Annotated in this window: 13 protein-coding genes and 1 pseudogene; 9 read left to right on the top strand and 5 right to left on the bottom strand. The window is 41.4% G+C overall.

Annotated features, from left to right (window positions below):
• Positions 1-64 precede the first annotated feature (64 nt).
• A complete protein-coding gene (locus RCH20_RS11650; protein ID WP_327193710.1) occupies positions 65-8452 on the top strand; it encodes a VCBS domain-containing protein in 8388 nt (2795 codons plus the stop codon).
• A 64-nt stretch (positions 8453-8516) separates the two neighbouring features.
• On the opposite strand, the gene RCH20_RS11655 is transcribed toward RCH20_RS11650, so the two are convergent.
• Complete coding sequence (locus tag RCH20_RS11655) at positions 8517-8999, bottom strand: hypothetical protein (RefSeq protein ID WP_327193711.1); 483 nt, start codon at positions 8997-8999, stop codon at positions 8517-8519.
• 601 nt (positions 9000-9600) lie between these two features.
• Here RCH20_RS11655 and RCH20_RS11660 point away from each other — a divergent pair.
• The 3 genes from RCH20_RS11660 (at position 9601) to RCH20_RS11670 (ending at position 14598) form a co-directional block, all read left to right on the top strand.
• On the top strand, positions 9601-11046 hold the full coding sequence (locus RCH20_RS11660) for a TolC family protein (protein WP_327193712.1): 1446 nt from the start codon (positions 9601-9603) through the stop codon (positions 11044-11046).
• A gap of 92 nt (positions 11047-11138) precedes the next feature.
• A complete protein-coding gene (locus RCH20_RS11665; protein ID WP_209957508.1) occupies positions 11139-13436 on the top strand; it encodes a type I secretion system permease/ATPase in 2298 nt (765 codons plus the stop codon).
• Complete coding sequence (locus RCH20_RS11670) at positions 13429-14598, top strand: HlyD family efflux transporter periplasmic adaptor subunit (RefSeq protein WP_209957505.1); 1170 nt, start codon at positions 13429-13431, stop codon at positions 14596-14598. The genes RCH20_RS11665 and RCH20_RS11670 overlap by 8 nt, the downstream gene beginning before the upstream one ends.
• A 411-nt stretch (positions 14599-15009) precedes the next feature.
• Here the strand turns inward: RCH20_RS11670 and RCH20_RS11675 are convergent, their stop codons facing one another.
• Together RCH20_RS11675 and RCH20_RS11680 are read right to left on the bottom strand one after the other, a co-directional pair.
• Positions 15010-16029: an NAD(P)/FAD-dependent oxidoreductase gene (locus RCH20_RS11675; protein WP_327193720.1), complete on the bottom strand. Its 1020-nt coding sequence runs from the start codon at positions 16027-16029 to the stop codon at positions 15010-15012.
• A 15-nt stretch (positions 16030-16044) separates the two neighbouring features.
• A complete protein-coding gene (locus RCH20_RS11680; RefSeq protein ID WP_327193713.1) occupies positions 16045-16824 on the bottom strand; it encodes a nuclear transport factor 2 family protein in 780 nt (259 codons plus the stop codon).
• Positions 16825-17178: 354 nt separating this feature from the next.
• Between RCH20_RS11680 and RCH20_RS11685 the strand changes: the two are divergent.
• Positions 17179-17319: pseudogene (locus RCH20_RS11685) on the top strand (integrase core domain-containing protein); the annotation flags it as partial.
• A gap of 295 nt (positions 17320-17614) precedes the next feature.
• Entirely contained in the window at positions 17615-18754 is a 1140-nt protein-coding gene (locus RCH20_RS11690) for a M14 family metallopeptidase (protein ID WP_327193714.1), read from the top strand.
• A 1032-nt stretch (positions 18755-19786) separates the two neighbouring features.
• On the opposite strand, the gene RCH20_RS11695 is transcribed toward RCH20_RS11690, so the two are convergent.
• Entirely contained in the window at positions 19787-21085 is a 1299-nt protein-coding gene (locus RCH20_RS11695; RefSeq protein ID WP_327193715.1) for a M20 family metallopeptidase, read from the bottom strand.
• 246 nt (positions 21086-21331) lie between these two features.
• Positions 21332-22696, bottom strand: coding sequence for an aromatic acid/H+ symport family MFS transporter (locus tag RCH20_RS11700; RefSeq protein ID WP_327193716.1), 1365 nt, complete (start codon positions 22694-22696; stop codon positions 21332-21334).
• A 305-nt stretch (positions 22697-23001) separates the two neighbouring features.
• On the opposite strand from RCH20_RS11700, the gene RCH20_RS11705 reads away from it, so the two are divergent.
• Genes RCH20_RS11705 through RCH20_RS11715 form a run of 3 tightly spaced genes read left to right on the top strand, consistent with a single transcriptional unit; the run spans position 23002 to position 23741 of the window.
• Positions 23002-23151, top strand: coding sequence for a transposase (locus RCH20_RS11705; RefSeq protein WP_327193717.1), 150 nt, complete (start codon positions 23002-23004; stop codon positions 23149-23151).
• A 3-nt stretch (positions 23152-23154) separates the two neighbouring features.
• Positions 23155-23313, top strand: a complete 159-nt coding sequence (locus RCH20_RS11710; RefSeq protein WP_327193718.1) for a hypothetical protein — start codon at positions 23155-23157, stop codon at positions 23311-23313.
• Between the two features lie 29 nt (positions 23314-23342).
• Positions 23343-23741, top strand: a complete 399-nt coding sequence (locus tag RCH20_RS11715) for an IS3 family transposase (protein WP_327193719.1) — start codon at positions 23343-23345, stop codon at positions 23739-23741.
• The last annotated feature ends 54 nt before the right edge of the window (positions 23742-23795 follow it).

Below are 23795 nucleotides of genomic sequence, written 5' to 3' on the forward strand. Positions count from 1 at the left end.
CGTCACCATTGGTAATGATAGTGGCACCGGTACCATTAAAGATGCCGGGGATGCGATCCCTGAGGTGAGCATTGCAGCGACTATCCCTCAAGCCATCGAAGGCGCAGGGGATTCTATCGTCTTCACCGTCTCGCAAACAGGCGCAACCGACAAAGCGACTACGGTCACAGCCACCCTAAACTTAGGGGATATTAAAGCCAGTGACATTGCTAGCATTAGCTTAACCGATGCCAATGGCCTCGCTGTGCCAGGCATTACTGTTGCCGATGCTCTTGCTGGTATTACTATCACCATCCCAGCGGGTAGCACAGCAAACCCAACCTTCACCATCACGCCGACTCAAGATGCTATCTATGAGGTCTCAGAAGACTTTAGCATGAGCATCAGTAATGCGGCCAATGCCACTATCGGCACAGCAACGGACAGCGCCACTATTTTAGATGAAGACAATGGCGACGCAACCGATGGCAGCACCACCGATGGCGACAAACCGACCGTGACAGTGGGTAGTGCGACAGCGGTAGAGGGCGATGATTTAGTACACAGCGTCACCGTTAATGGGGTCACTGAGACTGAAGTGACTTACGACTTTGCCTTAGCTGATGGCGTCACCAACCCTGCCATTGAAGGTAGTGACTATGAGGGCGTCCTAACGGGTGATCCTACAACCAGTGATGTCCTCTTTAGTGATGGTGTCACCTATGACCCAGTAGCGGGCACTATTACCGTCCCTGCGGGCGTCACTGACTTTACCGTCAGCTATCCGACGAACAATGACCTGATCCTTGAGAACCCTGAGACCACCACCGTCACCATTGGTAATGACAGTGGCACCGGTACGATCTTAGACAACGACACAGCGCCAACACTAACCATCATCGATAACAGCGTCACAGAAGCAACTGGCGACATAGTTTCAGGCACATTTAGCATCACCGACCCACAAAGCGTGACAAACTTAACCATCAATGCAACAGAAGTCACAACAGCATCGTCTAGTAATCCTATTACTATCAGCGGCAGTGCTGGCACGTTAGTGATTACTGGTTATAACTCACAAACAGGTATTCTCACTTATGAATATACTGAAAATGGCGATGCAGAAAATCATACTAATGGCGCAGTATTCGACCAGTTTAACGTTGAATTAACCAATACTATTGGCGATACCATCACTGACACCTTAGATATTGAGATTATTGACACTGCACCTATTGCTAACAATGATAAAAATAGCGTTACTGAAGATGTAAGCGTGTCATCCAACACGATCACAGCAGCAGGTAACGTACTTACTGCTACTGGCGCTGCTATTACAGATCAGGCAGATAACTTAGGAGCAGATGCAACCACCGTAACGGCAGTAGAGTTTGGCGGTGACGCAGGTATTATTGGCAATAGCACACAAGGTAACTTTGGTGAGTTGATGCTACAACTTGATGGCACTTATACCTATGAGGTTGCTAATAACAATTCAGCTGTTCAGGCGCTAGGAATCGGCGACAAACTAACCGAAACCTTTACCTATACCATCACTGACGCTGATGGCGATAGCAGCAGTGCAACCTTAACTATCACTATCAATGGTAGAAACGATCAACCTACTATCACGGCAGATGCTAGCGGTAATATTACCGCTCTTGCATTCACTGAACCAAAAGATGATTCAACTATCACACTAAATGGCATCGTCGGCTTCAAAGATGACGATGCTACTGATGCTTTGACTATTAAGTACTTAAAAGACGCTAATACCACCATCACTAGCGCATCTAATTTGACCTTCACAACAGATCAAGAGGCTGCTCTTAGAGATCTGTTTGAGATTAATCAGGTGACAGTGACGGACACGACAGCAGATTGGACGTTTGCAGCGCCAGCGTCTGATATCAACTTTATCCCAGCCGGTGAAACCATTACTATCCGTTACGCGGTACAAGTTAATGATAATGAGGGAGTCACGACTGCCGCTAATGGTAATGAAATCAGCAAAAGTGAAATTCGCTTCGTCGAAGTGACTATTATCGGTACTAACGATGGTGGCATTGCACTGGCTAATAATGCGATTACTATCAATGAAAATGGCACAACCACCAAAAGCGGTGTTAAAGCTACTATCTTTGATGCAAATGATACCGATGACCCAGACTTTGGTGAGCAGCTAACCGTAGAGAGTTTTGAGATTGGTGGTGGGACAACTATTAGTGTAGATCCTATCAATGCAAACAATACAGCTCAAAATGTAGTGATAAACGGTAATAAAGTTGGTGAGATTATCTTTAACAGCGATGGTACTTATGTATATACAGCAACCACTGATTATAGCGGCACATTACCTGTAATCACTGCCAATGTGTCTAATGGCGTTACTGGTGCTACTCGCGAAACAGCAAGCCAAACCCTAACCATCACCGTAAAACCAGTATCTGACAAACCTGGGCTTACTGCAGTTAGCGTTTCAACTCCTGAAGATACTACAGTGCTGTTAGGTTTGAAAGCGCCTACCATTACTGACAATCAAGATTTAAATGGCGCTGTCAATAATACTGATAATCCTGAGCGTATTGGTTTAATCACTTTAACGGGTATACCTAGTGGTGTAGTGCTGAATTATGGTAGCGGAATTATTAATACTACTGCCAATCAAACGATTAGAATAAAACTTAGTGATGTGCCTATTATTAATAATCCACCAAACTTAAGCTCGCTAACAGCCACTATGACCAAAGCTGAGTTTGAATCGATGACACTGACACCGCCCAAAGACAATGCGACAAACATATCTATTAGTATGTCAGTCACTGAATACGAGGTTAATACAGACGGCGATATTGCAAGGGTAGATAGCAATGGCAATCCTGTCAATACAGGTGGCACTCTTATTGCAGGTGCAACGTCTACCACTAACATTGTTGTCAATGTTCAAGCCGTTACTGATAGTGTCGGTAACAACGCGACTGGTGATGATGTCAGTCAGTTCGGATATACAGCGGACGCAGCAAATGTTAGTGGCAACACATTCACAGCCACAGCAAATGAAGGCGAATATACCACCCTACCAATAACCACTAAGTTTGGTGACCTAGTAGGTGGCACCAGTAATCAAGAGACTTATGGATTTGTGATAAAAGGTCTAATTTCTGGTGCTATTATCGAATTTACACCCGCGGGTAGTACCACGGCGACTCTTTATACCGCTAATGCTAGTGGTCAAGTATTGATTGGTGCTACTCAAAGTGGTACTACTATCACTGCAACTACCTTGATTGCTAGAGCTGGTACAGAGCCACAGATTCGCATTAAGTCTGCAGATTATGATTCAAGAGACATGAGCAGTGTCACTATATCGCTATATACTCAAGATCATGACTCTGACCTTGCCTCTACTCCTAAAGATAAAACTGTCGAGCTGATCAGTACGGTCAACGTAAATTTAACCGTCACTCCAGTTGGTGGTCAAGTAGGGATGACTGCAAGCGCTATTAGCACTACTGAAGACACGGCAGTGACTCTTGATAAGTTCGGTTTTAAAGTACTCGATAATAAATCAGATACAAGCAATGCCAATCCAGAAACGATTACTAAGATTGAGTTTACTCTATTAGAAGGTTGGATTTACAAAGACAGTGCCGGTAATTCGACCACAGGTATAAGTGGTGGTAGCAATATCACTGTTAACGTCATAAGCTCAACTGACTTAAGCAATTTCTCAATCAAGCCACCAGTACAATCATCGAAAGATGCTAACTTTACTTTTAAAGTCACAAGCTCAGATATTGATGACGATGGTGGTAATAGTAATAGTAAAACGACTGAGTTACCGCCTAAAAAGATCACCGTCACTCCAGTCGCCGAGGTGGTTGGAGGACGTAGCGATAGTGATCAGGTAGATGATTTAACCATCAATTCAGACCACACTTACACCACCACTGCGCAAGAAGATACGGCATTCAATCTTGGCGTTGATGGCACGTTCAATCTACAAACGGGATGGTCTAACCAAGATGATACGGTTAATTTTGGACAAGAAAGCCACACCAACAACCCTACCGACTCTGAGCAGACTTACGCTCACTTAACCTTTGGTAATAAGGACGGCACCGTTTTTACCTCTATTGCTGGTGCTGTATTTACTTATAATAATGGCAGTAAGACTGTTAGCATCATAGATAATGGCTTAGGTGTGGACATTCCAGCCGCTTATCTTAATACAGTGACGGTAACAGCGCCCACAAATTATAGTGATTTCAGTAAAACTGCTTCTGCAAGTACCGCAGTAAAGGTGCAGGCTAAGACTCTAGACTATGATGAAGATGGTACTGGTAAAGTGGAAACAACCAGTGGTGAGAGTTACTTGACGTTTGTAGTTAAAGGTGTCGCAGATAAAGTGACCCTAGCAGTTGATCCTGCTACAGGCAATGAAGATCAGGCAATCAACGGTGGTAATCAGCGTGATGGTTCATCAGCTGCTGTCATCGATTCTGCCAAAGGTATTCCGCTAAAAATCCGTCCAAGCTCACGAGATAATGATGGCTCAGAAGTTTATGATGTCACCATCTCAAGTATACCAGTAGGGGCTCAGCTGTATATCCATAAGGGCACTACGATAACAGAGTTAGTTCCTATTAACGGCTCTGTGACCATCGCAGACTATACTAAAGTGGTAGATAAGTTATATTTTGTCCCTGCCGAAAACTTTAGCGGTACGGTAAATCTACAAGTATCATCAGTCAGTAAAGAGAGTGATGGTGACATCAGTGTGCCTCTGATTCTAACATTACCGGTTACAGTGGTTGGCAAAGCTGACCTCATCTTAAATGATGACTTAAAGGTAAGTGCTGAAAGTGGTAAAAACTATACCTATATTACCGATGAAGCAACAGTAGATGCTACTGTCAATAAAACTATTGCGTTATCTGACTTATTTAATATGGTAGCCGATATCAAAGCCTATGATGCTGATGTACCTCTGGCTGAGCAGGTGATTTACCGTGTCGAGGGTCTGCCTGTCGGTTTTAATCTGACCGGTGAAGGGGTGACATTTTTGGGTGGTGTTGGTGACAAACGTGTATGGTCAATAATGCTAGAGTCGCTAAAAGATGGTAGCGCCCAACTAGTCGCACCCAACAACTTCGCAGGTGATGTCAGCTTTACCATTACTGGTGTTACCACAGAGACAGGGTCAGGAAACAGTGTTTCTCATGACAAAAAACAAGTCACTATTTTAGTTAAACCAGATGCTGCCGATAGCACAATGAACAATCCGCAAATCGTTGCCACTGAAGATGTATGGACAACGATAGACTTTAAGGCAGCCTTTGTCAGTACTGATACTACAAACTCAGCCAATAGTATGACGGGCTATGAAGCGTTGAAGAGTATTATAATCTCAGCTAATACCTTGTCAGACGCTGACCTTACCTTACGAGTAGATGGTGGCGTGGTGGCTCTTAAGGCCAACGAAAACATAACCATTACGGCAGGTCAAAAAGTCGAGTTTAAATATGATAGTGATAAATTACACAGTGATAGCAATGTCAATATAGCGTTTGACTATACTTATACTGATATTACTAAGCTATCAGATGATTCAGAGATATCTGAAACCTCTTTAACTAAGAGTGCTATTGTAAATGTGACTTTCCAAGCTGTCACTGATCAACCAGTCATCACTTTAAGCTCAACAGACAATAAGATTGATAACAGCGGGAACGATGATACATTATCAGTTGTGGTCTCTATGACTTCCCTAGACCAAGATGGTTCAGAGAGTTTTACCCGTCTAGAGGTCAGAGATGTACCTGAAGGACTAATTGTAGTAGGTGGTATATTGTCAGATAGTATTTGGTATGTTGATATAACAGACCAAGCAATCACAGCCGCTCAACCGACCTACGAGCTAGTATTAGCGCTTAATGAAAGCAGCCCTAACATTCCTGAAGGCACTTTTGCGATTAAGGTAACGGGTGTTACCCAAGATATCAATGGGCAAGGTCGTGATGGTAAAGAGGAGAAGGTTGAAGCACAGAAGTTTGATATCGTTCTGAGCAGACCGGTTACTGATAGCACTGATCCTACTCGTACTGCTGATTTGATAGCTATTTTTCAAAAAGAGACAATAGAACCATCACAGTCAGATGAGGATACCAAAGTAGTATTAGGCAATATACTAAACGCCACCTTGGTCTCTGATCTCTCAGTACCAGTAATCGCATATACTTTCCTTATAAGCAACCTACCAGTAGGCACTCTGTTACAGAGCCCTAATGATGATGTGAGCATACAGCAGGTCAATGGAAAATATCTTATTGACGTTAAGGAGGCCGGTAATCTCACCCCGGAGGAGGCACTTAATACCATCACAGTAACGCCACCTGCTAACTTTAGTACTAATGTATCTGAAACCAATCAGGATATTAGTTTTGATGTGATATTTACCGCTTTAGACAATAACGGTCGTGAGGCAATCGCCAAAATTGATAATGTTAGGGTCACGATAAAGCCACTTACTGACCCAATGGACGCAGCTGGCAAAAACACGATTGTACAGATAGCTGAAGATACTACCGTCAATATCAATATTAACTTGAAAAATAGCGCTGATGGCGACTATGTAGAACTTATCGATGGCAACCTATATATACAACTTAATGAGACCAAGCTATTCACAGGTACTGGTCTTGCTGGGGTATTAACTGACGCCAGTGGTAATGTATTACTGCCAGTCACGTTACAAGCGAATGCTGTTGGTAATATCCCTGCTGGCACTTATTATGTCTTAAAAGTAACAGATGCCAATACTTTTATAAGTGGTATAAATCCACCTGATACTGTGATGATCAAATATACTCCTGCTGAAAATGCGGATGGTAGTGCAGTGGTCAAGGTTTATACTGCGCACAAAGAAGTCACTGATATCGTAGAACACGATAGCGGCACGCTGACCTATGAGCATAGCTATGATATAAAGGTGGCCAAACAGTCAGATAACATGAAGATAACCAATAGTAGTAATGGCTCAACCACCACCGCTATAGGTGATGAAGATACGATGATTGCTATCGATTATAAGATTACTAATATCGATGAAGGCGATAAGGCAGCTGCTATCAGTTTGGATAATATTCCTAATGATTATTTGGTCTACTACACTAATAAAAATGGCACCAAAGTATTGGCCAATAACAATGGCGATATTGATGGTGACGGCGATAATTTATGGTCAATCAATGTCTCTAATTTAGGTAGTATCAACAGCGGCGAAACCAGCAATATCTTTATCGTACCTCCTAATAATATCAGTGGCACTGAAGTACAGGGTATTGAGATGAAAGTCATCAATGACAGTGGCAGTATAAGTGCGCCGCTAGTTATTGACCTTGATATAACCCCAGTCGCTGACCAAATAATCTTTAAGCCAACATCAGTACTTGGCTTTCAAGGGAAATGGACAGCGTTGAATCTAAATGCAAACATGGTAGATATTGATGGTAGTGAAACGGTCAACGTCATACTTACAGGTGAGAATCTATATGGTGATGTCCTCAAAGTCGCCACTAGTGCGGGTACTGCCATTGATGTAACTTGGAGTGCTGCCACTAAGACCTATACTATTGTAGGCATCACACCGGCCCAACTTAATGACCTACTGGTACAATCAGCGACCTCATATGTTGGTACGCTGAAGATAAGCTTGCAAACGGTCGAAACCGCGAATAGTGCCAGTCAGACCACTTTAGTCACTGATATCGATGTTGATATTGCTCCTACTTTAACATTTAGCGGAACAGATAAAGATGATGCACTCATCTCGGTCAATCAGACCAATTCTGTCAATTATTCTGGTGGGGCTGGCAATGATACTTTCATCGGCGGCAGTGGTAATGATTTCTTAGCTGGCGGCAGTGGCAATGATTTCTTAGTTGGCGGCAGTGGTAATGATTTCTTAGATGGCGGCAGTGGTAATGATTTCTTAGATGGCGGTAGTGGCAACGATTTCTTAGATGGCGGTATTGGTGCTGATACTCTCAAAGGTGGCATAGGTAATGATACTATCGTATTTACCGCAGACAATATTTTGATGGATGGCGGTGACGGTATTGATTCCTTACTCATTAATATAGCTGACACTAGCATTGACTTCAGTAACTTTGATTCAACGGTATTCGAGAGCTTTGAAGTTATCGATATGACGGGTAATGGCGCACAAAAACTGACCAATCTAAGTACTAGTGACGTGCTTGATATTATGAATGAGACGGTGATGACTGGTAAAAATCTGATTATCAATGGTGATAGTGCAGATAGTGTCTCGTTATCTGGTACTGGTTGGACAAATACCGGTACTAGACAACAAGATGGTAATAGCTATGATGTTTATAGCTTTGGCGATACTAACGGAACGCATGATGTTCTCATTCAATCGGCTATCGACACTACCTTGATAATATAAGTTGTGTCACTAACCATCATTTATATAAAACTATCTATCTGCTTCTAGACTGCCAGTAGCTGTTTTACTTATCGTTAGTTGCTTCTGATAACGAGGTAATAGGGGTAATAGGATAATCAGATTCGATCGCTGGCGTATTCTTGATATCGCTAGCGTTTGGTTTGGGTGTTTGATGCTGTTGTATTTGGCTTTGATTACGTTTTTTGACCTCGTCAATGAGCTTAGCCAATTGCTCATTATTTTTATCAATCTCTGCATCTAGCTGTTGATATTGTTTGGTCTGCTTAAGCCTGTATTCAGGCGGGCTCTGTTGATTGTTGATATCTGAGTCTGTAAACCCTGCTGTATCATCGTTAGCAGTAAGCTTCAATGATTGATTTGGCGAATCATAGATATTACCTCCTTGTATTGCATCCTCAACGATAGATTTTGGTTTTTGATCTAGAGCAGCGTTTTTATTGATCAAATTATTATTGGCATTAATCGTTTTTTTATTGTTTTGCAGGCTACTAGATTGCGGGGTAGTGTCCTTTATGTTGTCCTTCACTGCTGCTGTCTCAGACGATGCTCGCTGGTCTTTTGTTATTACAGAGGTTGTTGATATTAGAGAAGCACCGTCGATAGGTGACGACCCTAATATTGATGACGGTTTATCTTTAAAAACGGTAAAATAGATAACGAGCGCAATTACAACGTGGAGCAACACTGCCAGAACAATAGCAATTATTGACCTGTTTTTTGGTCTTCTTGTTTGAGTAGGTAGTGGTGAGGGTTTAATCATCGTTTTTATGATCCATAAGCCAAAAACAAGTGTTTAGTAGTCTATCAGTATAAAATATTTACGTGATGATATTAATTATAGACATCAATGTTCTGGTCTGCGAGTATTAAGTCATTTAAATAAGAGGCTTGATCTATAGCAGGGATGACAGACACATTCAAAAATATTCTGAATATGCAACACGGTCCAATTTAGTTACGCTATTTTCATACTATATGTCGTAGCGCTTGATTTTTTATTTGCTTAAAGCAGGACTGAGCCAAACCTCATGAACATTTATCAGCATGACCCGTCGATAAAAATATTGCCTAAAAAAAGTTATATCATAAAAAAAACATGGCATAGACTATGCTTGAGCGTGCTGTTTATGACGATGTCGGGCGCAGCATTTGCCAATGCTGATACTTATATGAGTTCGCTGATTAATCAGGCAATCCAGAGCCACCCTCTGGTCGGTGCTGCACGCGCGGAACAACAAGCGACCACTGTAAGTATACGTGCCGCTAAGCTCAATATGCTGCCGGCTCCCACCATATCGTCAGGTTACGATCGTAATGATGGCATGGTGTCGCAGCTACAGATTAGACAGTCGTTATGGACTGGTGGCAAGTTGACTGCGAATGTGAATCAAGCGATTTTTGATGACAAAGCAGCGATAGAGTACGTCTACGAGCAACAAAACCAAGTGGCCAAAACGACAATTGAAGCGTGGCAAAGTTATATTGCCGCTTTATCTAAACAGCGTGTCTATTACGACAATTTGCAGTTACTCGCAGAGTTTGAGGCGATGATGCAGCGTCGTGTCAGTCAAGGAGTCTCAGCACGTATCGAGATGGATTTGATTACTAATCGTATCCTACAAGAGCAAAATTCTTACCAAGGAGCGGTTGAGCAGCAGCGTATTGCTATTGCACGCTTGGAGCAAATTACTGGTCGTAGACTCTCAGCAGCTGAGTTGCCCGCACCAAACTTAAGTGAGCTTGTTGGGCGTGCCAAAGGTTACTCACAAGATTTTGAGCGGATGGCATTTGACCAGGCCAGTTTTTACAATCCTACTGTCGTAAAAGAGCATTATAGAGTTGAAGCTGCCAAGCAAGGGGTCAAATCATTGCAGTCATCACGTTATCCCTCCGTGTATGCGCAATACGGATATGACTATTATCATGATGACAAAAATAATAGTAATGATGATGGCAAGTTCTCAGTGGGTCTTAGCTATGACCCAGGGGCAGGACTGTCTAATCTGGCGCTGGCTCAGGCGTCAGAGTCGCGAGTGAATAGTCTTGAGCAATCAAAAGAAGCATCAAGACGACTGGTTCTTGAAACCATACAAACTCAGTATCAGCAGTTCGCTAGTGCTAAAGATCAAGAGCGTTCATTAATTGCCGCAGTCGCAGGTGCTCAAATTGTGGTTAGCTCTTATCGCCGTCAGTTCATTGCAGGGCGCAAGTCTTGGCTTGAAGTTCTTAACGCAGTGCGTGAACACTCTCAATATCAGATACAGCTGGTTGAGACCCAATCCTCTATTATCGCCAGCTTTTATAAGCTACAAGTCGACTTTGGTATGATGTCGTGGCAACAGTTCGATCAAAGTCGTCAGCCACAGCCATTATATCACCCGCTAGATCCTATCAAAAACTGGTTTAACCGTCGAGATATCGCCTGGCAGCCGACGAATGAAGTGGCTATTCAGCCTATTGTTATGAAAAGAGATGATATAAATACGTATCCTATTAATAATCCTATCAACGATACTGTCGGTTATGCGAACACTAGTGAGGCTAAAGCAAGGTTGCTAACAGATACCCCCTGATTTTGTATCAATACGCCCTAAATAACACTATTTTTATTACATTTTTCGATCATTGACTACCTGCTAATCATAATCAGTCGGATACATTTATCATGAGTACACCTGTTAACGCTTCGAATGACCAGACATCTGACAGTGAGCTGATAGCAAACCCTACTTCGCAACTATTATTGTCTGCAGAAAATGAGCAGATAGATGAGCCAGCGGTTCAGCTGGCTGCAGCGCTACGTACCTTACTGACTGAGCAAGGATATCCTGTTGATAATACGCGCTTGCATGGCGTGATTCATCAGCAGCAAGATTTACGGACGCTGGCAGGTATCATTAATGTGCTTAGTCAGTTGGGTATTGATCAATTACCCGAAGCGTTACCAACACCTGATGCTGCATTTTTACCACTATTGGCTTTGCATCACACACAGGGTTGGGGTGTCATTAATCAACAAACCCCCCAAGGACTATGGCAATTTAGTCAGCTTAAGAAGACTAGTGCTTATCCCAGTGATGCATTTTTACAGTTGTTACGTATTCGCTTAGGGAATGAACCAAGTAAGCGTAGGCAGTTCTCCTTTGATCAATTACTTAAAAAGGATTTAAAAAACTATCGCGGTATCGTTGTTGAGGCGGTAGTGGCGTCATTCTTGATTAACATGTTAGCACTAGCAGTGTCGTTGTTTTCGATGCAGGTCTATGATCGGGTGATACCTACTCGTAGCGAGTACACCTTAATTATTTTGGCAAGCGGTGTAGGGCTAGTCATTTTATTTGAAACTTTTATGAAATTTGCCCGCTCAAAGATTATGGATAAAGTAGTCGTTAATCTTGATCAGTATTTATCTCGTGAAGTATTCCAGCGTTTGCTAAGTGTGCGCATTGATCAAATGCCAGGATCGGTTGGTTCGATGGCAGCGCAGCTACGTGGTTATGAGCAAGTACGTAGTTTTTACACGGCCAGTACACTGTTCGGTTTAGTTGATATTCCAATGGCTATCATTTTTGTATCATTGATTATTGTTATTGGTAATCCCTTAGTGGCTTTAGTACCGATAGTTGCAGCGGTTATAGCCATTATATTAGGGTTCAGTGCGCGAAGAAAAATCGATAGTATCGCTGCAGTTGGGGCAGCAGCGTCTTATCGTAAAACAGGTATACTTGTGGAGACTGTAGAAGGCGTTGAAACCATTAAGGCAGGATCAGGTAACTGGAAGTTCTTATCACGCTGGCTTGATGTGATGAATATCACTACCAAGAATGATTTGGATATGAAGCATGCTAATGACAATTTGAGCTATCTGTCACAAATGATTCAACAGACCAGTTATGTGGGCATTGTGATTGTTGGTTCATTTGTAGTGATGTCAGGTGATATGACGATGGGCGGCTTAATTGCGTGTTCGATTCTAGGTGGTCGTATTTTAGCGCCGGTGATGAGTATTCCTAGTTTATTAATACAGCATTCACATGCCAAAGCCGCCAAGCTTAATATTGAACAGTTATTTTCATTGAAACAAGACAATCATGGTGTCAGTCATCCCTTATCTCCTAGCAAAATCGCTGGTAATTTTAATTTAGATAAAGTTACTTTTAATTATCAAAATAATGACCAGCCGGCATTAGCAATCAATAGTTTGAATATAACAGCTGGTGAGCGTATTGCAGTACTGGGTCCTATTGGCTCAGGTAAGTCAACGTTACTAAAAGTCATGTCAGGTCTGTATGCGGCTACTCAAGGTCGGATATTACTAGATGGATTAGACATTCAACAGATTAGCCGTGAGTCTTTGAGTGAGCAAGTTGGCTATCTACAACAAGACCATCGTCTGTTCGAAGGCACACTACGAGAAAACCTACTGATTGGTTTACCAGCTCCCAGTGATGATGTGATGCGCGAGGCTCTTGTGAAGACTGGTCTGATTAAGTTAGTTGCCAGTCATTCTAGTGGTTTAGACCTACCCATTAGTGAAGGTGGTAAAGGGTTGTCAGGAGGTCAAAAACAACTGGTGGCTTTTACCCGTTTGTTACTGACCAAACCTTCTGTACTACTGATGGATGAGCCGACTGCTTCTATGGATAATCGTCAAGAGTTGCAATGTATTGATGTGCTCAATAAGGAGTTTGGGCAAGGGCATACCTTGATAGTTTCCACTCATAAGATGCCACTGCTGCAGCTGGTTGATCGCATCATTATTATGGACAATCAAAAAATTGTAATGGATGGTCCTAAAGCCCAAGTTTTAGAACAATTAAAAGGTAACGAGGGTCAGAAACACACTAATAAAACATCAGTTAAAGTGAGTACACCGACAGTGAAAGTTATTAGTAATAAGACGTCTAATATTGCACTGAAAAGTGATGGTGAAGGCGATAATGTAGGGCAAGATAATGGATAACTACAGGCACAAGTCTCATGATCCTAAAATTGGGCGTACGCGCATTATAATTTGGGGTGCACTGGTCGGGATAATCACACTAATTGTTTGGGCTTATTTTGCCCAAATTGACCAAGTCACGCGAGCGACAGGAACTATTATTGCCAGCGCCCGTACACAAGATATCCAAGCTGTAGAAGGGGGTGTACTGACGGAAATATTAGTCAAAGAAGGTGAGGATGTCACTAAAGGACAGCTGATAGTTGCCTTAGAAGAAGAGCGTGCGCAAGCGGCAGTAGCTAATGCAGGCTCGAAGATAGCAGCGCTTAAAGCCAAGCTTGCGCGCCTAGAGGCCGAGATATTTGAGCGGCCATTGATGTTTCCAGAGGATATCAAAAACTATAGCGAATATATAGAAAACCAAACCCAGCTCTATAACCGTCGCCGGCAAGCGATTGATCAAGATGTCAGTTCACTACAAAATATGAAGGTGTTGGCACAGCAAGAGTTGAGCATGAATGAACCATTACTATCATATGGTGATGTGAGTCAGGCTGACGTGATTAAATTGCGTCGGCAAGTGGCGGAGATCCAAGCCCAAATTACTAACAAGCGTAATAAGTATTTTGAAGAGGCACAATCAGAGATGACCAAGGCGCAAGAGGATTTAGATACTGAACTTGAGCAATTGCGCGATCACTCACAAGTGCTAGAAGAGAAAAAATTGTTTGCACCGACAGATGGTAAGGTAAACAACATCCTAGTGACGACTATCGGCGGAGTAGTTAAGCCTGGTGAGATCATCATGCAGATATTACCAACCAGCAGTGACCTTATCGTTGAGGCTAAGATAAGCCCCGTAGATATCGCTTATGTCAAAGAGCAGCAGGATGCTACCGTCAAGCTTGATGCTTATGATTATTCTATTTTTGGAGCAATGAATGGTACGGTAATATATATAAGTCCAGACACACTAATGGAGCAGACTCCTAAAGGCGAAGAGCCTTATTATCGGGTACAGATAAAAATAATTGGCGCTGAATTTTCTAGACGCCGTGATGAGATTGTCATCAAGCCTGGAATGACTGCCTCAGTCGATATCAAAGCGCAGCAACGTTCAGTATTATCGTACTTGACCAAGCCACTTACTAAAACATTCTCTGAAGGCTTAGGCGAACGTTAGAGTTTTTGGGTACAAGCCTTTATGTCAGCGAGGTAGACACAGTTGGAGAGAAAATCCTAACAATATATGTATCCTAACCAAGTTGCTTACTTAAAGATCTACTTCACATCGTCATGTTGAATTTAGTATGAATGGTAACGCAGCTTGAATCCTAATGGTCACAACTGTAGCAACTCTAGCTAAGGTATCTGTATTATCGTCGAGTTGCTTCTTGTCTGGAATACAGCTCTGATAAATTAGCAGCTATCAGAAGTGCTTATTTGTGAATGTTCAACACGCCAAAATTTTATAAACCTATCAAAGCAACCTGTCAAAAATAGCTGACCTAATACAAAAATGGCCGTACTGAACCAAATCAGTACGGCCATCAAACTTATGGTTTTTTATAAGTTACTCACAGTAATATTAAACTTATTCTAAGTGATGAACTTCTTGCAAACCGTAAATAGGGGTCTCTATACCCTCCATTCTGGCTTTAAGCTGCAGTGACAAGTATTGTGAATAATGTCGAGACTGATGCAAGTTGCCGCCATGAAACCATAACGCCTGTTGCTGGGTTGGTTTCCACATATTTCTTAACTCACCTTCCCAAGGGCCTGGGTCTTTGGCTGTATCTGAACCCATACCCCAACATTTACCGACTTTATCGGCTACTTCTTGTGAAATTATTTTCGCAGCCCAACCATTCATGGAGCCATATCCAGTGGCATACACAATTAGATCAGCTTCTAGTTCTGTGCCATCAGTTAGCACCACTGAATGAGATTTAATATGATCAATACCTACTTGGGGTTTAAGCTTTATTTTTCCTTCTGCTACCAGTTCAGAAGCACCGACATCGATATAATAACCAGAACCTCGACGTAAATATTTCATAAAGAGACCGGTATGATCTTCACCAAAGTCGAGCATAAAGCCTGCATCGGTTAGTTTCTGATAGAAATCAGCATCTAACTCCGCCACTTTACGGTAAACAGGCTCATGAAACTGCGGCATAACTTTAAAAGGAATAGACCCGAAAGTCAGATCCGCCTTATAGGTGGTAATTCCTTTTTCAACCGCTTCTTCTGAATACAAACCACCTAGTACCTCATCCATCAAGGTATCTGACTTAATAATATGCGTTGATGAGCGTTGTATCATAGTGACGTCTGCACCGTTTTCCCAAAGGGCAGCACAGATATCATGTGCTGAGTTATTAGCACCCAGTACCACACATTTTTTCCCTTGATAAGCCTCACCACCTGGGTGTTGGCTTGAGTGATGCTGCTCTCCGGCAAAATCTTCCCTACCAGGAATTTCAGGAGTGTTTGGTAATCCGGACATACCTGTAGCTATCACCAACTGTTTAGGATGCATTGTTAAACGTTCACCTGCTCTATCAACCTCGACATTCCATTGCTGTAACTCCTCATCAAAAGCCGCGCTGATGCATTCAGTTGATCCCTAATAGTTTAACTCCATAAGCTTAGTGTACATCTCTAACCAATCAGCAACCTTATCTTTTGGGGTAAATACTGGCCAGTTTTCAGGAAAAGGAAGATACGGCATATGGTCGTACCACACAGGATCATGCAAACATAATGACTTATAACGGTTACGCCAAGTGTCACCTGGCTTCGGTTGCTTATCAATGATAATCGTCGGAACTTCAAGTTGTCGTAAACGAGCGCCTAGACCTATACCACCTTGGCCACCACCAATAACTAAGCAATAAGGCTGATCGCTATAACCCAGATTTTTTTCCTCAAATTCACGTTCTTCCAACCAGGTTAAACGATTAGGGTTAACACCATGTTCAGCACCTTTTGGGCGTAATTTTTTACGCTTTTCAGGAAAATCTTTGAGCTCAACCATGGTGGTTAATAATGTCCAAGCTTTGCCATTACGCAGACGTAAGTGACCGTAGCCTTTCGCCACCTTGGTGTTAAAAGTTATCCAAGCTTCTATGACCCCATCATTTTCTACCGCTTGTTCATCAAGCTGCCAGTCATACGGTTCAGTAGTCTCTAAGGTATGCGAAAGCATTTTTTTAATTTCATCTTGCCCCTCTAGCGTTTTTATATTCCAGGTAAAGGAAACTAAATCACGCCAGTATCCTTCGGTTTCGAAATATTCAACTACCTTGTCTATATTTTTTGTACGCAATGATTGATCAAAATCCTGCAGCCAGTTGGTTACTTTTTGGCTTGCGGACAGCTCATTATCTGCTTTTTGATAAGTCATGAAATCCCTCTCCTTGGTTGTTTTTATCTAACTTTATTGCCGAACTTCCTGTACAGCAGTAAAAAATGTACTAAACAAGATGCTTTTCGAAGTGAATAAAAAGCAAAACCTGTTGATTCTAATAATTTTTTAAAAAAAGAAAATCAGTAAATATATGAAAAAAAATGACAGTCTTTCCAGACTATAGTTCTTCTAAAGAGATATTGTCAAACTCTGATTTTGAGTCTCTCACCTAGATAAAATTTATTTTAGAAAAAGGTTTTTTAATCCATATACCCCATAGCCTAAAGGGTATTTTTTTATCCTTTAATTATGAGATAGCCATGATATCTCGCAATAACCAGATTTTTATAATGGTTAAAGCAAGAGTTGTTCACTGATTTAAATCAAGTCCGTCAGCAAGCTGAAGCTTGGTTATATCACTATAATAATGAGCGCCTTAATATGGGCAATGGCGGCTTTACGCCTATACAGAAACTAAACCGTGCAGCTTAATTTTATTTATTAGGTGTCTTATAGTTGGGATGACTACCATATGTCGGATTGACTACAGTCTGCACAGTACGGTTGGTTATGTGTCGCCTTTTGAGTTTGAATCGATGTATTATGATAATATTGATCTAACAATATTAAAAAATAATTTATTAGGATAAATGGATGTACAACTTTTTAGAGCGTTAATCAGTTAAAAAGGTTTGGCTGTTTTACAATCGCTTTTTAAGATAATTTAATAGCGTCTCTAATCTGTTTACACCCAGGTTACTTCATAGAAACTAATTAAGGAAAGGCTATGCATATCACTGCTAATTTTGATGCGGGTAATATTGAGGTTATTAATTTAGAGGATAAAAAAAATATTCAATTGGCTATTCGTCCGGACTTTGGGGGAGAGTTTTTCCAGTGGTTTAACTTTCGTTTAGCAGGTCAGGTTGGAGAGCAGTATATTCTTAATATTCTTAATGCAGGCGAAGCGTCATTTCCTGCAGGGTGGGAAGATTACCAAGCGGTTGCTTCGTACGATCGTCAGCATTGGTTTCGTCTGCCAACTTCTTATAAAGACGGAAAGTTAACCATAGTGGCAGATATGGAGTGTGACAGCATTCAAATTGCTTATTTTGCTCCTTACAGTTACGAGCGTCGTCAAGATTTATTAGCAGCCGTACAAATGCACCCGTTAGTGACTTTAGAGCATTTAGGTGAAACCTTTGATAAGCGCGACTTAACGGTAGTCAAAATTGGTGATAGTGATAGCAATAGTAATGCGAATAAACGCAACATTTGGATTACTGCGCGTCAGCATCCAGGTGAAACGATGGCTGAATGGTTGGTCGAAGGTTTAATGGACAGCTTGTTAGACAGTGATAATGCCACTAGCAAGTTGTTATTAGAAAAAGCTAACTTCTATATTGTGCCTAATATGAACCCCGACGGTAGTGTGCGTGGACATTTACGTACTAATGCATTAGGTATTAACTTAAACCGTGAATGGTTAAACCCAAGTTTAGAAAAAAGCCCTGAAGTATTTCATGTGATCAATAAAATGGAAGAGACTGGTGTGGATCTATTTTATGATGTGCACGGCGATGAAGCATTACCTTTTGTGTTCCTTGCCGGCTCTGAAGGTGCGCCAAGCTATAACGACCGCCTCGCGGGTCTCCGCAATAGATTTTCAGAAGTGTTGAAATTAGCCAGTGCCGACTTTCAGTCTGAAATTGGTTATGGCATTGGTGCGCCGGGTGAAGCGAATATGACTCTCGCAACTAACTGGGTGGCTGAACGTTTTGATTGCCTTGCAAATACTTTAGAGATGCCTTTTAAAGATAACGATAATGTACCCGACTCAGCTATGGGTTGGTCACCAGAGCGTTCTGTTAAATTGGGTGAAGCATCGTTAATTGCCATGTTGGCAGTCGTTGATACTTTACGTTAACTAATATTCGCTAAATTAAATATGAAAAACATATTTTAATTTGCTATTCATACTACTTCTACTTATTTCTACGATATCAAATTTATAGGTAATGATAATATCTATCGGTATGAGTAGTAGTTAACAACAACTCAGCATTTTTTTAACAACATTGTAATAGTGCTAGTAGGTAACGAGTAAAGATCTGGTGCCATGGTTTGACGGTATCCAAGTTGGATGATGTGCTCAATACCGTAAAGAATACCGTAAAAACCCCGTGTGTAAGCGTATTTATTGAGTATATATCGATGATTTACGTCTTACTAGATAATAAAAAAACCCGGTAGCATAAGGGCTACGGGGTTATATGTTTACTTGTGATAATGTTTGTTGGTGCGCCCACCACGCATCGATTGTTTATCTGTAATTCTTTATATATAAGGTTTGTACTATTTTAATTAATTATTTCAACAACAGATTTAACAACATTTAAGTATCACTATATTCGTTCGATTCGTGATATTGTGCTTATAATATATTCAGAAAATAAGGTTAGCATTCTTTACAAATCTTACCTGTGCAAGATTGAGCTTGTAGTTTTTATAGAAGGTTTGACACTTACTAATGCTAGTTGCATATAAAAAAATGAACTGCCCCGATAATATCGGAGGCCGACTTATTTGAGCTAGGTAGCGATGCCTGACAGGGTTAAATTATTACAAACCGCTCTTATAAAGCCCATTAATCGTTTCACCTAAAGTATTATCGTACGAATCACCTGTCGTACTAACAGACGCCTTAACACCTGACTCAGCTATTTTATTTTTACCACAATAAATGTCCTGTAGTCCTTACTGCTTCGTTGGCGCTCAATCATGTAGCGTGCGATAGATATATCCTCGACTTTAATATTGATAATAGCGCTTTAGAAATAGAGTGTTTATTGAGTTGCCTAAAGCGATACAACCTCTTCTTTAATAAATGGCTAATACTAAAGCAACTAAATAGAATACTGATGATCTATAAAGTTGCCTGTAGCTCATTTAGGTTTTATTAGTTGTTTTTTATCGCTAAATAATCTATTGCTAGCTGGCTAAGCGCTTTAGTACCCACTTTAAATGATGATTCATCTACATAAAAGTAGGGGGAATGGTTATATGGTGCTTCACTAGCATCTTGCCCTACAGGTGTACCGCCTAAAAAGATAAATAAACCAGGTATTTCTTGAGCATAAAATGAGAAGTCTTCAGATGCCGTTAGTTTAGGTACCTCAAGTATATTGTCTTTACCTGCTACTTTTTGCAGCGTCGGTAACATTTGCGTGGTAAGCGCTGGGTTGTTAATCGTAACTGGATAACCTTTATTGATTTTAACGTCAGCTTTGGCGCCTGATGCCATTGCTATGTGAGTGGCAGTCGTTTTTATCTTATCAAAAATTTGGTCGCGATTATCCATATCAAAGTTACGAATAGTGCCAATCATTTCGACTTTATCAGGAATAATATTATCGCGTACACCGCCACTTATTTTACCGAATGAGACAATGGCGGGCTCTTTAGTAATATCAATCTGACGGCTCACTATATGATTAACACCGGTAACGATTTGCGCCGCAGCTGAAATCGGATCGACCCCATTCCAAGGTGCTGATCCATGAGTTTGCTTACCGTTTACTGTTATATCAAAGGTATCAGCGCTTGCCATAATAGGCCCGCTTCGGTAGCCAATTTGACCACTGTTTAAGCTCGACATAACATGTAACCCAAACGCAACCTCAGGCTTATACTTGTTAAAAATTCCTTGCTTTAACATAAGCTCAGCACCGCCTTCTTCACCTTCAGGGGCACCTTCTTCGGCAGGTTGAAATACGAACATAATATTGCCGTGCAATTCATTTTTAACCGCAGCTAGTACTTCAGCCGTTCCCATTAGCATAGCAACATGAGTATCGTGCCCGCAAGCATGCATCACACCAACGTCTTCCCCCATGTACTTGGTCACAATGGTTGATTTGAAAGGCACATCTGCCTTTTCGGTAACGGGTAATGCATCCATGTCTGCACGTAGCATCACTGTAGGACCAGGTTTAGCACCCTTTAAAAAACCAACAACACCCGTGTGCGCTATATCTGTTTCGACCTGCATACCTAGTGACTTTAAATGCTTGGCAATAATAGCGGCAGTACGAGTTTCTCTATTGCTCAATTCGGGATGCTTGTGAATATCCCGACGCCATTCAATCACCTTGTTTTCAACACTTTTAACTTCTTTATCAATATTAATGGTGCTAGGAGCTGCAAATACACCACATGCGGTAAAACTGATAATTAATGATAGGAATGTCCGTTTCATATTCTTTCCTTGTTGTTTCTTTCATTATTCTCATATACGCGCTCAACGAAGCAACAGGGTTATTTGTTAATATTCATTGATAGGTACTTTTGAGTTTTTAATAAATAGTATTATCATTGGGATTGCCTTACTATTGCAAAACTAGCGTTAGCAGGTTCTATAGACGGTAGTGAACTTAACAAAATAAGTCGGTAAGTCCACTAAGCAGAGACAATACGTTCTAGCAAGTCTCTAACGTACATTATTTTAGCTGGTTACCGAGCCTTCTAAAATAACTGGCTGAACAGGTTGTCTTTTGCTATCAACCGCTGCGTTTAAGTTAACGAAGAAGATGGCACCTGCAGCGATAACGCCAGGTATTGCGATAAACAAGAAGTTCATTTGATGACTTAATTCGAGCGTAAGTAGGGCACCAGTAAGAATAGGACCAACGATAGCACCAATGCGACCGACACCAGATGCCCAGCCCATAGCAGTTGTACGTACGGCAGTAGGGTAATACTGAGCGACAAAAGTATAGAGTAGTATTTGCGAGCCGATAGTGGTTGCGCCTGCTACTGCAATAAGACTATAGAGAACGATTTGAGGGCTGTTGTAGCCAAGTAGTATCAATGCTGCTGCTCCTGCAGCGAACATCACTGTCAATACTGGCTTGAGGTGGAATTTATCAGCGAGTACTCCACCACCAATAGCACCAACCATACCACCAATACTAAGTGCGAATAAAAATATCATGCTAGCCCCAAGCGAATAGCCAGCTTGTATCATGAGCTTTGGTAACCAGCTTGCTAATGCGTAAACCATGAGTAAGCACATAAAGAAGGCGACCCAAAACATAATAGTGGTAAAGCCACGATTTTTTGAGAACAACGATCTAATAGGAGCGTCATCACCTTTAGTAGGTTCGTCTAACAATAGGGTAGTAGAAGTAGTAACGTTTTCATTCGGCGCAAGCTTTTGGACAATTTTTCTAGCCTCTTTTTCTCGTCCTTCTTTGACCAGATACATCAAAGATTCAGGCAACATTTTCCAAATAATAGGCAATAGCAGAGTAGGTATCCCTGCAATATAAAACATTATTTCCCAGCCATAATCTACCACCAAAAACGACCCTAATAATGCTGATGCCATTCCGCCTATCGCATAACCACTAAACATAATCGCGACAAGGGTACTACGCATACGTTTAGGAGCGTATTCAGAGGTTAGTGCTACACAAATTGGCATTACGCCACCAATACCGAGACCGGCTATGAATCGTAAAACAGCAAATTGTACTGGACCAGTAGCAAATGCTCCAAAGAATGTAAAACTACTAAATAAGGCGACGCAGATCATAATCGTTTTTTTGCGCCCGATTTTATCAGACAAAGTACCAAAAAATATGGCACCAAACATCATACCAAATAGTGCTGCGCTAGCAAGAAAACCTGCTTGTACAGTAGTCAATGCCCACTCTTCCATAAGTAGCGGTAGAGCCACACCATATATAATGAGATCATAGCCATCAAAAATGATAATCAATAAGCACCAAAATAGTACTTTCCAATGAAAAGGTTTAAACTTTGCTTCATCAATAACTTTATTGATATTTAAGGTTTGTGATTCCATTCAGCTCTCTCCATGGGTAATATCCTTATAAGTGCCTATCAAGTTATTGCTTTATGGTACTCAAGTCAAAAACCATCTAAGTATAAAAATATACCTACAAAGTATAGGTTTTAATTTTATAGAGTATGTAGTGGTCAACTAATTTAGGACAGCTGATAAGAGGTTTTTGTTGAAGTAGCATTTCTCTTTCTCTAGCGGTGTTAAATAATCTGAACCGCCCCGACTATATCGGAGACTGTTTGTGGTGGCATAATAAAATTGGACAGCTGCCAAGAGGTTATACTACCCCAAAGAAGGAAAATAGTATGACCAACAAACGCAATCAATATACCCGAGAATTCAAACTTGAAGCCATCAGCTTAGTTACTGACCATAAGCGTAAAATACTCGACGTTGCCAATTCCCTAGGGATAGGTAAATCGACCTTACAGAAATGGCTGAGTCAATACCGTTAAGAAATGAACGGCCAAGCACCTACAATTGGCAATGCCTTAACCGATGAGCAACGAGAGCTCCAAGAGCTCCGTAAACAGGTTAAGCGGCTTACCATGGAGCGCGACATTCTAAAAAAGGCTTCTGCTCTGCTGGCATTGGACAGTCTGAAAGACTATCGTTAATCAGCCAGCTTGCAGAGCAAGATAAACGGGTGAGTAAAAGTCTTCTGTGCAAGCTGTTTGGCGTGATGAAGAGTAGTTACTACTATGGAGTTCAGCCAAAACCAATCAGCCTTGAAACCGTCAAACACAAGGCATTAATCCGTCAAATATTCAACGACTCAAAGCAATCAGCGGGGACTCGGAGCATTACCGCCATACTGATGAATAAGTATGGCATCAAACTGTCACGTTATACGGCAGGTAAGCTGATGTCACAAATGGAACTTAAAAGCCGTCAATTAAAAACACATAAATACAAGCACGCTGATCAAACACATAAAACGTATGACAACATATTAGCTCGAAACTTTAGCCCAACAGCGCCCAATCAAGTCTGGACAGGTGATGTTATACCAAACCCAATAACTAAAGTTGCGCCCAAGTCCTAGTAGTCAAAGAGCGAACCCTCTCTGGCTGCTCAAGCAACTTATTCCAAGCAGAGC

It is taken from the genome of Psychrobacter sp. PL15, from assembly GCF_035984995.1.
Taxonomy (GTDB): Bacteria; Pseudomonadota; Gammaproteobacteria; order Pseudomonadales; family Moraxellaceae; genus Psychrobacter.